Raw genomic sequence first — 15,303 nt, 5'->3', positions numbered from 1 at the left:
GAATATGAGCGGACAAATACGGCTGTGTTGAACGCATATGTCCAGCCTGCCGCCACTACTTACATCAATCGTCTTGAAAATGAATTGAAGAACGAAGCGGAAATTGATCAGCGTTACATCATGCAGTCGAACGGCGGTACCACAAAGTTTGATAAAGCGAAAGAAGCACCGATCAATATGGTTGAATCCGGACCGGTTGCTGGTATTTTTGGTGCAGCTGTTCTTGGTGAGATGATCGGCGAGAAAAATATCATCGCGTTTGATATCGGGGGAACGACGGCAAAATGCTCACTGATCGAAAATGGCGAGGTTAAAGTGTCCACCGATTATTACATCGAAAGAGACAACCGAAGTGCCGGTTATCCGATCAAGACACCAGTAGTCGATATTGTTGAAATCGGTAATGGCGGGGGATCGATCGCCTGGATTGACCGGGCAGGCTCATTGAAAGTCGGACCGCAGTCAGCAGGAGCTTACCCAGGACCGGTCGCCTACGGGCAAGGCGGGACTGAACCAACGACGACGGATGCAAATCTGCTCACTGGACGTTTGTCGCCTAAGAATTTCGATTATAACGTGAATTTAGATACCGTACGCTCGGCAATCTCTACAAAAATCGGAAATCATTTTGGAATCTCCCCTGAGGAAGCGGCCCTCGGCATCATTCGGATTGCCAATTCGAATATGCTGAATGCATTGAAATTGATTTCAATTCGAAAAGGATACAATCCCCAAGATTTCACATTGCTCGCTTTCGGCGGTGGCGGTTCCATGCATGCACCGGCGCTCGCACTTGAACTTGGCGTTAAAAAAGTTGTCGTGCCGATTGCTTCACCTGTATTTTCCGCATGGGGAATGTTAATGACAGATCTTCGTCACGACTATATTCAAACATACATTAAGCGGATGAATGATTTGACATTGGAAGAGATTGATCGCCAGTGGGGAGAGATTGAAAGCAACGCATTGCAGCATTTCAGCGAAGAAGGAATGGAAGCGGAAAATGTAGAGTTCCACCGTTTTGCCGATATGCGTTACCTCGGGCAGGAGCATACAGTAAAGGTTCCCGTTGCAAACGGCAAATGGTCGGATGAAGTGAAAATGCAAGCAATCGAAGACTTCCACAAATTGCACGAAAAGAACTATACATTCAAATTGGAAGATGCCCAAACGGAAATCGTTAATCTACATGTGACGGCCTTCGGGAAAGTTGAGAAACCTGTTATTTCCAAACTGGACCGAACAAGTTCATTGGCAGAAGCGAAAAAAGAGGACCGTGATGTATATTACGAACATAAAGGGTGGGTTTTAACACCTGTCTACGATAGGGACAAGCTACCGACAAACGAAGTAATTGCCGGCCCGGCCATTGTCGAAGAAAAAGCGGCGGTCACGGTCATTTATGAACAGCAGAAACTCTATTTGGACGATTACGGCAATATTATCATCGAAAAGGAGGAGAACTAATATGACCATCTCAACCAAAATCGATCCGTTTACATTGGAAATCGTTAAAGACTCCCTGTTAGCCGCAGGTGATGAGATGTTCGTTGCACTAGCGCGCACGTCCATGAGTCCAATCATTTATGAAGTACTTGATTATGCAAGTGGACTGACCGACGCTAAAGGTAACCTTCTTACACAAGGGAATGGTGTTACGGGATTCATCGGCATGCTAACGTTCATGGTAAAGGAGACGTTGAATAAATACCCAGGCGATCAACTGAAACCTGGCGACATTATCATTATCAACGATCCGTACCAAGGCGGGGGCTCACATTTATCCGATGTCGGACTCGTCATGCCGATTTTCTATAACGGTGAAATCATTGCCTTTTCCGCAAATAAAGCTCACTGGACGGAGGTCGGAGGCAAAGATCCAGGTTCATTCACAAATGACTCGGTCGACATTTTCCAAGAAGGTCTCCAGTTCTCTTGCATCAAACTTTTCGATGAAGGAAAAGTGAATGACGCAATCGTCGAAATCATCCGTTCTAACGTCCGCTTCCCTGACCTGTCGCTCGGTGATATGTGGGCACAAGTCGCGGCGCTTCGGACAGGTGATCGCCGTTTGAAAGAGCTTTGTGAAAAACATTCCAAAGAAACGATTGTAGCAGCGATCAACTACTTGCTTGATCACGGCGAAGAGATTTCCCGTCAGGAACTGAAAAAGCTCCCTAAAGGAACATTCTACGCTGAAGACTTCATCGACACGGACGGGGTTGGAAATGGCCCCTTCCCGATAAAAGTGAAGGTGACCATTACGGATGATGAATTCGTCTGCGATTTCAGAGGTAGCTCCCCTCAAGTGCTTGGCCCAGTGAACTGCTCCTATACAGGACTCGTTTCTGCGGTTCGGACAATCTTTTTGGCCATTACAAATCCTGAACAAGACGTGAACGACGGCGTATTCCGTCCATTGAAAGTTATCGTAGATCCGAAATCGATCATGTCAGCCGAACGACCGGTTCCCGTTTCCAATTATTTCGAAACGCTACTCGGAAGTCTCGATCTAGTTTGGAAAGCAATGGCGCCGCACTTGCCGAACCGGTTAACAGCAGGTCAATTCTTATCCGTCTGTGCTGTAACATTGTCAGGAACCCACCAAGATACAGAGGAGCCGTTCCTTATTGTTGAACCTTCCGTCGGAGGATGGGGAGCTTCCAATCGGAAAGACGGCGAATCCGGACAGTTTTGTATGGCAGATGGCGAAACATATAATGTCCCTGTCGAAGTTGCTGAAACGAGATATGGCGTTATGTTGGATGAATATAGTTTGCGGCAAGATGGCAATGGAGCCGGAGCAGGTAAATATATTGGCGGCAAGGGAGTCATTCGTTCCTATCGTGCAATGTCGGACGGCCAGGCCGTCACTGTAACATTCGGCCGCAATAAATTCCTTCCATGGGGAATCGCCAATGGCCGCGATGGTTCTCCAAATGAATTTTATGTCGTTACTTCAGATGGGGAAACAGACGGACCTTATGGTGTCTACCCTCGTTATAAATTGAACACGAACGATGTAGTCCGCCTCATGACCGGCACTGGCGGAGGGTATGGAGATTCAAAAGAACGTCCGGCAGCTCAAGTTGCAATGGATGTTAAAAATGATTACTTCACGGTGGAAGAAGCACGTGAACATTTCTTAGTTGAAGTTGATCCAGAGACTTATAACTATAAAGAATTGCCCGGAAGATAAACCTAGGAGGATATTATGAAGAAAAATACACCACAAGTGACTTATGACATCGTACAAAACCTATTTCACGATCGGTATCCAGGGGCTGAAGTCAAATTTGGCTATGTCTCCATACCAGCTGGTGAACGGCTTCCGAGCGAAGGAACTACGTTTCATGAAGAACAAGAATACTCGTTCATCACAAAAGGCACGATTAAAGGCGAATCTGGCGGCGTCCCTTATGAGATTTCAGCTGGCGAAGCTTCCTTTATTCCTGCAGGCGAACCCCATTGGTGTGTAAATGAAGGCGATGAACCTGTGGAAATTATATTTGCGCTAGTGAAAGCGTAACGCGCATATAAAATCGAGGGGGATCCATTTTCCTGTCTTCAGTTTGTCACCACGCATGAATATATGTAGCTTCCCATAGGTGAACTAGGTCTTTTACCGCTCTATGGGAGGCTGCGTTCCGTCAAAAATGAACACTAATTATTAAAGGCAGTTTAGTTCTTTCTTCTTTTAGTAAATGTTGAAAGCCGGGAGTCCAACAAACATTCTAATCTGGACCACCCGGCTTTTCTATACAAATTTTTCGGAAATGAGGATGACATCATGGACCAACCACAAAAACAGAGCCATTCGGATAAGGATATACTAAGCAAAGACAACGCGTTAGCGCCAGTCCCTGAGAATGAGCGGCAACATTGGCTAACACCTGCAATGATTTTTGGGGGCTTGGAATTCACAATTCCTGTGCTGATGGTCGGTGCTTCCCTAGCTGCCAGCTTCGGTTTAAGTAAAATACTTTTGATTTTAATTATCTCACTTTTCGGACTCCAATGGGTTGGGAATGCGCTCCAAGGCTATATCGGTGCGAAAACTGGTCGTTCCTCATCGGTGATCGCCAAATCCAGCTTCGGTTCCGTCCAAGCAAGAGTCATTGTCGGTTTTACCATCTTTATCGTCTCTCTCGGATGGTGGGCCTTGCAAACTGCGGTAGCTGGAAATGCAATGTCCGCCATGTTCGGTATTGATTATCATACGAACTGGTGGGGATGGGCACTTGTCACAACCATTGCGGGATTACTTTTCGCCCTTCCCTCTATCATCGGCTATAATTCGATGAAATGGACCGATTATCTCGCAGTCCCCTCCGGTCTCATATTGATTATCGGGGGCATCTATCTTTCTATGAAAAATACCGGCTTTGATACGATCATGGCATGGAATCCAAAACCAAGCATGACCATTTTAGCCGCAATCAGTTTAGTGATCGGGGTCAATGTTTCCCAGTGGGTAATCGCTTCCGATTACACGCGCTACGCCAAGCCGAAATGGAAGGATAATTGGATTATCCCGAGCGGAATTGCGGTCATCGGCTTCCCCCTCTTCATCGTCGGTGCTGTCATGTCAGTCGGCGTAGGGGACGCGGACATCGTTAACGTCATGATGAATTTAGGATTCCCGTTCTGGGGATTCCTCATATTATGGCTGGCGACTTGGACATCTCAATTGGTCAATAACTACAGTATGGGACTTGCTTTGGCCAACGTGTTAAATGTAAACTCTGGGAAAGGTCGTGCCCTGTTGACATTGCTCGGTACCATTTTAGCTATTATGGTAGCTCTTATGGGAATTCTTGATTACTTTGAAGACTTCCTGTACTTGACTGCCCTCCTCTATCCTGCTATTGGGGGCATCATGATGGGAGACTTTTTCATTATCCGAAAACAAAAATGGGTTGAAGCTCCGGGGTGGAACTGGATGGCTACAATCGCTATTATTGCAGGCGTAGTCGTCGGTTACATCACTCAATATCTATACCCTATCGGATTGCCAGCAGTTCAATCGCTTCTCATTTCACTTCTCGTTTACGTCGTTGCTATGAAAATCAAGAAAAACATCGCCCCCGATCAATTCACAGGGTGATAAAATTCGAAGCCGATAGGAAAACTCCTGTCGGCTTCTTTTTCTTACATTCAGCTATTTGAAGTTCTAGCGATACTGGGTACAGTTCATCCAACGCCCTATTATTTGTAGAATTAATGAGGCATCAAAAGTGGAATCATGTAACTAAAAGTACTTTCACTTGGTGACTCAAACTTCTCTAGCTTTATACCTTTCGCCTTAAAACCAAAGCGTTGGACGAGCCTCATAAAGTTAAAACAGATAAACGGATCGTACACGTTACACTCCATCGTAGCGTAAAGTGATGGCTCTAGTTGCTCTATATACATATTACTATCAATGTCACTCAAATTGGATGGATATTCTTTATTCAGGATGAATCCAACCTCGCCAACCATTGATTTCCCTTTAGCTTCTATTGTCCTTATATAAATACCTGGTCTAACTGCTAGACCCAATTTTTTAACCTTCTCTACATCCGAGATCATCTTAAACTGAAAAGGGTTTATTTTTCTTGGTACTTCATGTTTAAACCATATAAATACTACGGACTCGTCCCATTTAACTAAATTGATATGTTGCTCATTAGCAGTCACACCATTTAAATATTGTTTTGCTATTTTCAATGTAGATATTTTCGTATCCACATCATGTCTCCAATTTGAAATTAAACGTTCCTTCTCTTCCTCGTCTGAATGTAAATATAGATAAATGTCTTCAATGCTAATCCCAGCCAAACGAAGTGAATGAATAATCAATGCGTGGGATACTTGATCGTCTGTATAAATCCGATAGCCGTTCTCTAAACGTTGTTTCGGCTCCAACAATCTCTTTTGATCATAGAAACGAAGAGTACTTGGCGGCAGACCAGTCCGCTCAGAATACTCATTGATTTTCATCCCCATTTCTCTTCACTCCCTTTTGTTATCACGCAGGATAAGACCATACGTTTATACGATTTCCATCTAAATCGAAGAATTGAAAACCAGCCCAGCCATTATGGGGATTCCCTGCAACTTCGGATGGGTTCAAGCCATTTTCCTTAAGTTGGTTGTAGGTTTCATGAAATACATCTGGCCGCACATCAAAGTAATTACGAACGGATGGATTTGCATTTTCGAAAGTCATCCCTTCAATCTGTTCCAACCATATATTGTCGTAATACACTTGAGAGAGCTGCATCCAGTCATAAGCATCCTCTACTTGTAAGTGTGCATAATTGTCATTTTGTTCTACTATTTTCACTCCAAGGTTCTTCTCGTACCAAGCAACAGCATTATGAATATTACTTACACCTATTCGTACATTAACATCACCAAAACCGGTTACTCTAGCTTCAGGGAATTGTCCTTCCAAAGCTTTATTGTGTACCTCTGTAAGCCTTGCATTATCAAAAGCATGGATATCAAAACTAATTTGTCCAGTAGGCAAGGTAACCCTATTCGAAACCTTGATCCCTTCCCTTTCAAAATAAGAAAGGGTATCCTCAAGATTCGTCACCTCAAATCCTACTCTTGTATGTCCTTCAAAATCACCTTCAGCTTTAAAATGTTAAATTCCCCTTCGAAGGACTTTAATGTTACCACACCTAATCTCGGCATTTTGAGAAAAGCCTTTTTTCCGACAGGTGTAACAACACTGTCTAAACAAGTCCATCCCATATGCTTGGTATACCATTCAATCCCCTCTTCAAATTTGTCTCAGGCCACCATAATAAACCCGCCATCCCAGCGAAAAGCCATTTGTCCTATCCCCTTTTTTACGTAAATTCGGTATGTTCTACCGATTTTTATTATAAAGGTTCGAGTAAGTTTAAGGTCAATGACTTTTATAAGTATTTCAACAAGACAATAAAAAACTTATTACGCGCTCTATTCAACTATCGAGCCTAGCTTACTATTTGTGCGTATAATGATTCGACTTTGCCACAAAAAAAAGCCAACATTATTGTTGACTCCTTTAATTCTTATTAAGCTAAAGTTTCCTATAAATATTTTTAGCGATAAGTTTAGTGCCTGGCATCTAAAAGTGATTTTAGTTCTTTTATTTGTTCTATATGTCGCTGTTCATGTAAATATATCTGCTCAATCCATTGATCAAGAGATAATTCACCTAAAGCAGGATGCTTCACTGATTTTTCGGCCAGAATGGATATATCTTCTAGAGTACTAAGAAAATTCATTAATTTATTTCTCGAATCCTTTAACAAATCAATTACTTGCTGAACTTCCAATGGTTCTACATCTGGTTCAACGATTTTTGGAGCTTTAATCTTTTTAGTTCTGTCCAATAATATAAGGTCAACATTTTTACGTTCTTTTTGGGGTCTATCCATCTCCTTTAATCCCCAAGTAATAGCCTTAATAGATGCCTCTTCCACTAAAACTAAGTGATGGCAAACTTGCGCTATACTCCATTTATTCATATCAGGCTTACTATTAAATTGAGCATCACTTAATGAAATAATCTCCTTTACTAGGGTATTTCTCGTTTCATTTAGATTGTCATTTACTAATTTATTCATGAAACCTCCCCTTTCATATTGATTCTTATACTTATTTCAACACGAAGAACATTATTACCTTTTAAAAAAGCCATAAAAAATAACGTTCGCTTAAGCTGCGTCAACTACCTCCGCGATACTTATCAATAATGTTGTAGTCTTCTTCATTAGAGGAGATATTCGGGTCAAAGAAGCCAACAGAATACTGATGGTTGCAAATCTTATTAGGCCAAGTCTACTACACTGAAACCATTTGAATTGATGAATACCATTCCTAACATTCTTTAACTAAACTTCCACTTATTTCAACGAGGTTTTTATACTACACAATGGTCCGACCGCCACATAAAAAAGCCAGCAAACCTCTGCTTAAATGATCTCTTATTGAGCTAATTCAGACGTTACTTCAACAAGAAAATTATAATTTCTTTTCAAAAAAGGTTAGAGATATATTATCATTTACTGTGGTCTCTTTAATAATTTCAAAGTCATTCTTTTTATAAAAACTGACTGCTGGAGTATTTTTAGAGCCTGTCGCTACTTTTATTTTTTCAGCTTCGAAATATCTTGTCACAAAATTTAAGAGTTTCTGAGCAATCCCTTTTCTAAAATGAGTTGGATGCACAATTAGTCTGTGTATATCAACAACAATATCTTCTACTTTCAATGATATTGCACCACATAGCTCTTCCTCTTCATAATAACCAAAGAAAATTTCTTCGCACTCTTGCAATGTTTTGACTGTATCTTTCAATGGTGGTATTTCATCAGAACCGATTATTTCTGCCTCTACTTTATAGGATGGTATTTGAACGTTTAATACATCTTCAGCGTTATCTCTAATGCTAATGTCAATTATTTTAATCATTTTATCCCCACATCTAATTTTTTCTTTTTCAACTAACCTGCATGCTTTATTACATAACTCAACTCTATTGTACCAAAATTACACAGTTAGATGGTGGCTGAAAAATTCAAGGTGAAAAGACAATAAAAATAACACACTTCACCTAATGGTTGAATGAAATGTGTTTTGTATAGGTTAGCAGTTGCTAATTTATTTATCATCTAAGACGGCTCTAAGGGATTAAGCGATTTAAGATCAGAATTTGGGTTTGGTGTTGGCAATCGATATTCCTTCTCTTGTGTGTCACGATTAGTAATTGGTTTCCTCCTTACTATTTACTTCACATCTTCGTTAATGATGGTTTGCGCCACAACGGCCGGAGCCACAATTACTGCTGAATGGTCAAGTCCCGGCAACGTATAGTGTTTCGCCAAAGGTAATAGCTCGGTTAGCGCTTTGGCCGCGTCATTGAATAGTGAGCCACTGTTCTCACCTGTCAAAATCAAAGTAGGGACACTAACATTCCATCGGCCAGTTGACAACGGTTTACCGGATTGAGTCTCACCCATAATCATTCCATCAAAGCTAAGCGTATGAGCCATGTTCTCCATCGATTGCCAAGATGGATCTGCCTTCATATATTCCAAGAATTCCGCAGGTACACCAACCGCTTCGGTCATGTAGTATTCCACCGCTTCGCTTCGCAGACCGGATTCGATAAGTTTATTCAAGTGTTGAACGTATTCTGCCGACACTGGTTTGCGGCTATCATTAACAATGAACGGTGGCTCAAACAGATAAAGTTTTGTCACACAAGCCCCTAATTTGCTGGCTGCGTCAAGGGAAAGCACTACTCCGGATGAGCTACCTAATAAACTTGCTTCACCGCCGGCATCATGGATCAAAGCCTCAATATCCTCAATTTCGCGTTCAACAGTGTACGGCGCGGTATCGGAGCTTTGTCCACGGCCGCGCCTGTCGTAGTTGTAGACGGTGAAATTTACCGTAAGTTGTTCGGAAAGCCCTGTGGCGTCGTGATGATCTGCAGCTGCGGACGATACCAAAATAATGGCAGGTTCATTTGCTGCTTTAATCCGCTCTGAATTTCCAAAGGAAGAGCTAAATCTACAACAAAAAATCCGTCAAGGAGATATCCGGATTTATAATGCCGGTTTATCTGATTTTACGCAACTTAAATCTACTTTGATGCAAATAAAGGAGAAAGAAACGAAGTTGAATGCTCTCTTCAATAATGCTGGAGGCAGTTTCTCGAACCTCCGCTTTTCACCACAAGGACGTGAACTGCATTATGAAATTCAGACAGTGGTTCCCTTTATCATCACAATGGAACTGCTTGATCTTTTAAAAATGGGAAATCCGGCTATCGTTATCCAAACTAGTTCAGAAGCGTTTAAGTTTAAAAAATCTTTCGTGCCGGAAGAATTGGCAAACCCGCCTAAATTTCAGAAACTGATTGGCCCCTATGCATCGACGAAGTTGGCGATCACTTTGTGGACACATGCATTGGCACCAGAACTAAAGCGAGAGGGTGTGACAATTATCAGCATTGATCCAGGCAATAACAATACAATGCGAAAGGGCAGAAATGGAGGTTTGCCATTGATCATGCAGCCGTTCATCCGTTTGTTTGGTCCGCATCCTAGTGTAGGGGCAAGCCGGTTGTTTGCTGGGTTAGAGAGGTCACCGAATGAAGCTGGATTGTATATCTCAAAAGGAAAACCTGCTGAGTTCAAATTTAAACAGCATGCACTCAAAGTTTTATTACAAGTACAATCTGTATATGAAAAAGAATTTTTGCCACTATAATTGAGACAAGCAGGCTGTCGAAACTTTTTCGACAGCCTTTTTATTATAGTTCATTTCTTATTAGATTAGAGAAAGCGACCAGGAAGAATTCAAACTTTTGTTTATCACGGCTGGGATACCTCTATCCCGATACATACCGTGCGGCTGCAGGTAAAAAAGAAAGCCTCTAACCGATGATCGGTTAGAGGACTCCTTCAATTATTTGGTACGATGGCACCTGTCACTAAATCTTTTCGAAACCAACCCAAGATAGTTCCTAGTCCAACCACGGAGATTGCAAATAAAAAGAACAGGCCCCATCAAGTCAGTAACTGAAAAAACCGCTGAAATCTCTCAATCGCAGCTCACAATTCAGAGGTATTCTGAATTGTACCGGTGCTAGGTACCAAAATTAAACCATACAAAAAGAGCTTGGTCATTTCCTCGGCGAGTTCCTCTGGAGAATTTATGCCCTTCCATAATTTTGTTAATGTCAGGTGCTCAATAACTCCAACGATCGCTATGGCAACCGTATTTAAATCTACATTATCGTGGAAGTAACCATTCTCAACTTCCGTTGCAAGATTTTCTTCTATCTGCTTTGCCATTTTCTTTTTCATATCAAATGACTCTTCTGAACCGAAAAAGCCGATACGAGCTATTTGTTCATTATCTTGGAATAGACGAAAAATCGCTGTTAATCCATTGGCAATTCGTTTCTGTAATTCCGCCGACTCGATACCAGAAGATAATCGACTTTGTTCCACTAATGTATGCAACTTGCCTTTGAACATATCGACCAGCTCTTGAAAAATGGCCTCTTTGCTTTTGAAGTATAGATAGAACGTTGGTTGCGTGACATGCGCTTCCTTAACAATCGTACTGATTTTCGTTTCATGGAAACCATGAAGAGCAAATTGTTTTGCAGCAATTTCCATTAAAAGCTCCCTGCTTTTCTCTCCATCCGCGCCTTTTTTCCGTCCTCTATTATTCAATTAGAACAACTCCAACCTTTATGCTTTTTCTAGATGTTGCCTCGATTGCAAACTGGGTTAACAACTTTATAGTAACAATATTGTACTATTAATCGAGACTAATTAAAATTATTACCGATGCATCATCATATCCATCCGCTTTCACGGTAAATTCGTGCGCCCCAGGATTCAATGCGTCCTCAGTAAGGTCAATCGTGATCAACCCTTCGATAGTCGTTATAACCCTTGAGGGGTGTATTGGAATCGAGTTCCCATCTTTATACACACCTATAATTTTGTCTCTCCAAGTTGGATCCTCGTTAAATGTAATGTGGACGGTTTCCGGATTTGGCGCTATTCCGGATAAAGTAGGCGGTTCGATTGGTGCAGGTACTTCGAATACCACTACGGCATCCGCATACCCTTCCGCTTTTACAATTATTTTCTGAATGCCTGGACTATACGGCGCACCTGTTAGGTCAATCGTGATCAACCCTTCGGTCGTTAGGTTCACCCTTGAAGAATGAATAGGTGAGGTACTTCCCTCTTTGTATACGCCTGTAATTTTTCCTCTCCACGCTGGATTGTCGGTAAATGTGATGTTAACGGTTTCCTGGTTTGTTGCTGTTCCTACTAAAGATGGCGAAACTAACGGCACAGGTACTTCGAAGGTCACCTCAGCATCCGCATACCCTTCCGCTTTTACAATTATTTTCTGAATGCCTGGACTATACGGCGCACCTGTTAGGTCAATCGTGATCAACCCTTCGGTCGTTAGGTTCACCCTTGAAGAATGAATAGGTGAGGTACTTCCCTCTTTGTATACGCCTGTAATTTTTCCTCTCCACGCTGGATTGTCGGTAAATGTGATGTTAACGGTTTCCTGGTTTGTTGCTGTTCCTACTAAAGATGGCGTAACTAACGGCACAGGTACTTCGAAGGTCACCTCGGCATCTGCATACCCTTCCGCTTTTACAATTATTTTCTGAATGCCTGGACTATACGGCGCACCTGTTAGGTCAATCGTGATCAACCCTTCGGTCGTTAGGTTCACCCTTGAAGAATGAATAGGTGAGGTACTTCCCTCTTTGTATACGCCTGTAATTTTTCCTCTCCACGCTGGATTGTCGGTAAATGTGATGTTAACGGTTTCCTGGTTTGTTGCTGTTCCTACTAAAGATGGCGTAACTAACGGCATAGGTATTTCGAAGGTCACCACGGCATCTGCATATCCTTCCGCTTTAACGACAATTTTGTGAACACCAGGATGATACGGAGCACCTGATAGGTCAATCATGATCAAGCCTTCGGTCGTTAGGTTCACCCTTGAAGAATGAATAGGTGAGGTACTTCCCTCTTGGTAGACGCCTGTGATTTTTCCTCTCCACTCTGGATTGTCGGAAAATGTGATGTTCACAGTTTCTGAGTTTGGAGCGATTCCAGATAAAGTAGGAGGTTCTATTGGCATAGGTACTTCAATTAATACTAAGGCATCCGCATACCCTTCCGCTTTTACAATTATTTTCTGGATGCCTGGACTCAACGGAGTATCTGTTAAGTCGATCGTGATCAAGCCTTCAATAGTTCTCACCCTTGCAAGATGAATTGGAGATTCATCTCCTTCTGAATAAACACCAGTGATCTTCCCTCTCCACTCTGCATCATCGGTAAATGTGACATGAACGGTTTCTGAATTTGGTGCTGTTCCGGCTAATTTAGGAGGTGTTAACGGCGCCGTCACCTCAAATGTTACTTTGGCATCAGCATATCCTTCCGCTTTCACAATAAATTCATGTAGCCCAGGGCTCAAATCAGTCCCTGTAAGATCGATCATGATAATGCCAGGTATAGATGTGTTTACCTGAGTGTGATGAATCGGAGAAGATTCCCCATTTTTATACACACCTGTGATTTTCCCTCTCCACTTAGCGTCTTCGATAAAGCTGATTTGGACGGTTTTTGGATTCGATGCTTCTGCATTTAAAGCAGGCGGTATAGATAATTGACCTAGTAAACGCTGTGCAATTGCAATAGCTTCCTCTAAGGAAGCTTTGTCAGCCCCTTCAGCCAATTGCTTAACCTTCTCCCAAGCTGCGTCAATATCCGATTGACTTACATTTTCTTTTAACTTTGTTTTTGAGCTATCTACAAACAAATTATTGACAGCTTCTGTGGCTAATCGTAGTTGCTCTGCAGCTTCAACTATCGCTGTTAGGAAGTCCTGTGCTTTTTGGAGGTCAGCCAGTAAAGATATTTTCTCAGTACCATTTGACACTTTATCCACTTTCTCTTTTGCAGCATCGATTGCAGCTTGATTCACACCTTCTTTTAAAGCTGTTTTATTCCCATCTGAAAATAGTGCAGCAACCGCAGCCTTTGCTGCTTGTAGTCTAGTATTCTCAGTCGATTCAGGTGGTACATAGTTTCCTTCCTCGCCATTATAAACAATGCTATCCACTGGTAAAGAGATTTCTATATTGGGACGTCCGTTAATCCTGAGGATTTTATGCTTATTCTTCTCATAGTTTAGAAAGAGACGCTTAACGGCACTCTCGGAAGCTATATAGACATTTTCGACTTTCGCATTGTTCTCAAGTGTAATTCTACTATTCATATTTCCAAGATAAAGCGAACGTACAACTACATTCATCGTTACATTAATTAAGTGCTTGGAGTCCATTATGATTTTGGGAATAATTATGCCTTCATCCGACTCAATGGAAGAATTTGCAGAGAACTTAACTTCCTGAATAGAAGTATCACCTGTTAATTTAATTGAAAATCCATCTGCGTCAACCTTCATAGATTGTATGCCTGAATTATGAAATCGGATTTCCGTATTGAACGCGTCGGATTTCGTTGCCAAATCAGCGTTTCCTGTCGGCTTCGACAGAATTGTTGCCCCCATGATTCTCACATCATCTACATAAATTCTGTTTTCTCCAGTGCTGCTTATGATTAAGTCTTTTGTTAGAGTAATGTTTTTCAGAGACAAGTTGCCTCCTTCAATGAATATCTTTGCATCAATCGCAGCCCCATTGCCATTCAATACTAAGTCCACTTTATTTTTGTCTTCGATTGAATTCTGATCTATACGGAGCATAATCGACTCAATTTTACTAATTGTATTCCCTACAACCCTAACTCTCATTTTTGCGTTTTTAAGTGCCGGGAAATTTTCCGGTGTTAACCATTTTCTCTGCTCAGCTGTTAGCGAATAGGTTTCGCCACCCAATTGTATTGAATCCTCATTGATATTTAATACCTCAGATTCAATTACTTTCTCTACTCGTTGCTGCTCCATTTGTTGGCAACGATAAATAAATAAAGCCATTTGTCCACGTTTCACTGGGTCATTAGGTGAAAATGTTGTTGGTGTAGTCCCTGTCGTTATTTGGTTTTTAACAAGTGTTCTAACATACGGTGCATACCACTTCATTATATTTATATCCTGAAAAGGATTTATTTCTAATTCCTCTTCAGGAACTTGATAAGCAACTACCAGGATTTTCGCTAGTTGCGCTCGTGTAATCGGTTGTTCAGGCTTGAATGTTCCATCAGGATATCCTTGGAATAAACCAGCTTTCACTAGTGCGGCAATAGACTTGTAGTAGTTGGAGTTCTTCTTTATATCCTGAAAACCTGGATCCTCCACATTTTCCAAATCGAGTTGAAGAGCTCTAGCTAAAAGAACAGCTGCTTGTCCGCGCTTCAAATTTTCTGATGGACGGTAAGTTCCGTCTGAATAACCGAAAACTATACGTTGTTGAACTAGGCTCGCTAATGCTTCTACATATTGACTATTAGGTGGTATGTCAGTAAAACCTGTGACTTTACTGGATGCTGCAATAGGTCGGTCAGCGACAACCGTGCTAAATGCCAGTGAATAAGCTACAGCTGCGAGAAATAACTTTTTACTTTCCTTCACTCTCTTTCCCCCTCAAATGTCACAAAGAAAAAAAAGCATTAGTTTCCTCTGTGAAATTAATTTTCAATATAATACTCGTGAGTAATATAAATATTACTCACGAGTATTATCCTTAATAGCTGATTTGCTGTCAATTGAAATTTCCAAGTTTCAAACTAT

At 41.7% G+C, this 15,303-nt stretch carries 12 protein-coding genes; 5 read left to right on the top strand and 7 right to left on the bottom strand.

Annotation, left to right across the window (positions count from 1 at the left end; translation table 11 throughout):
• From AWV70_RS02360 to AWV70_RS02345, 4 genes are all read left to right on the top strand, one after another.
• Positions 1 to 1,467: hydantoinase/oxoprolinase family protein (locus AWV70_RS02360; protein WP_235588525.1), on the top strand; the 1,467-nt coding region annotated here is incomplete at its 5' end.
• Between the two features lies 1 nt (position 1,468).
• Complete coding sequence (locus AWV70_RS02355; protein ID WP_060203975.1) at positions 1,469 to 3,199, top strand: hydantoinase B/oxoprolinase family protein; 1,731 nt, start codon at positions 1,469 to 1,471, stop codon at positions 3,197 to 3,199.
• 15 nt (positions 3,200 to 3,214) lie between these two features.
• The gene (locus AWV70_RS02350; RefSeq protein ID WP_060203972.1) at positions 3,215 to 3,529 is read left to right on the top strand and encodes a cupin domain-containing protein; all 315 of its coding nucleotides are present in this window, start codon (positions 3,215 to 3,217) and stop codon (positions 3,527 to 3,529) included.
• A 261-nt stretch (positions 3,530 to 3,790) separates the two neighbouring features.
• Complete coding sequence (locus AWV70_RS02345; RefSeq protein ID WP_060203970.1) at positions 3,791 to 5,107, top strand: purine-cytosine permease family protein; 1,317 nt, start codon at positions 3,791 to 3,793, stop codon at positions 5,105 to 5,107.
• Positions 5,108 to 5,220: 113 nt separating this feature from the next.
• Here AWV70_RS02345 and AWV70_RS02340 read toward each other — a convergent pair whose 3' ends face one another.
• From AWV70_RS02340 to AWV70_RS02320, 5 genes are all read right to left on the bottom strand, one after another.
• A complete protein-coding gene (locus tag AWV70_RS02340) occupies positions 5,221 to 5,991 on the bottom strand; it encodes a MerR family transcriptional regulator (RefSeq protein ID WP_235588524.1) in 771 nt (256 codons plus the stop codon).
• 22 nt (positions 5,992 to 6,013) lie between these two features.
• Complete coding sequence (locus AWV70_RS02335) at positions 6,014 to 6,586, bottom strand: VOC family protein (RefSeq protein ID WP_235588523.1); 573 nt, start codon at positions 6,584 to 6,586, stop codon at positions 6,014 to 6,016.
• Positions 6,587 to 7,094: 508 nt separating this feature from the next.
• Positions 7,095 to 7,610, bottom strand: coding sequence for a DinB family protein (locus AWV70_RS02330; RefSeq protein ID WP_060203968.1), 516 nt, complete (start codon positions 7,608 to 7,610; stop codon positions 7,095 to 7,097).
• Between the two features lie 397 nt (positions 7,611 to 8,007).
• Positions 8,008 to 8,457: a GNAT family N-acetyltransferase gene (locus AWV70_RS02325; RefSeq protein WP_060203966.1), complete on the bottom strand. Its 450-nt coding sequence runs from the start codon at positions 8,455 to 8,457 to the stop codon at positions 8,008 to 8,010.
• Positions 8,458 to 8,771: 314 nt separating this feature from the next.
• Positions 8,772 to 9,500 carry an alpha/beta fold hydrolase gene (locus AWV70_RS02320; RefSeq protein ID WP_235588522.1) on the bottom strand — a complete coding sequence of 243 codons (729 nt, stop codon included), beginning with the start codon at positions 9,498 to 9,500 and terminating at the stop codon, positions 8,772 to 8,774.
• A 4-nt stretch (positions 9,501 to 9,504) separates the two neighbouring features.
• Here AWV70_RS02320 and AWV70_RS02315 point away from each other — a divergent pair, with 4 nt between their 5' ends.
• On the top strand, positions 9,505 to 10,263 hold the full coding sequence (locus AWV70_RS02315) for an SDR family NAD(P)-dependent oxidoreductase (protein ID WP_060203961.1): 759 nt from the start codon (positions 9,505 to 9,507) through the stop codon (positions 10,261 to 10,263).
• 344 nt (positions 10,264 to 10,607) lie between these two features.
• On the opposite strand, the gene AWV70_RS02310 is transcribed toward AWV70_RS02315, so the two are convergent.
• Together AWV70_RS02310 and AWV70_RS02305 are read right to left on the bottom strand one after the other, a co-directional pair.
• The gene (locus AWV70_RS02310) at positions 10,608 to 11,237 is read right to left on the bottom strand and encodes a TetR/AcrR family transcriptional regulator (protein WP_060203958.1); all 630 of its coding nucleotides are present in this window, start codon (positions 11,235 to 11,237) and stop codon (positions 10,608 to 10,610) included.
• Positions 11,238 to 11,325: 88 nt separating this feature from the next.
• Positions 11,326 to 15,144, bottom strand: coding sequence for a hemoblobin-interacting domain-containing protein (locus AWV70_RS02305; RefSeq protein ID WP_060203956.1), 3,819 nt, complete (start codon positions 15,142 to 15,144; stop codon positions 11,326 to 11,328).
• Between the last annotated feature and the right edge of the window lie 159 nt (positions 15,145 to 15,303).

It is taken from the genome of Sporosarcina koreensis, assembly GCF_001531445.1.
GTDB lineage: Bacteria > Bacillota > Bacilli > Bacillales_A > Planococcaceae > Sporosarcina > Sporosarcina koreensis_C.
The sequence above is the reverse complement of the archived record's forward strand: the minus strand, read 5'-3'. Positions and strand labels throughout refer to the sequence as shown.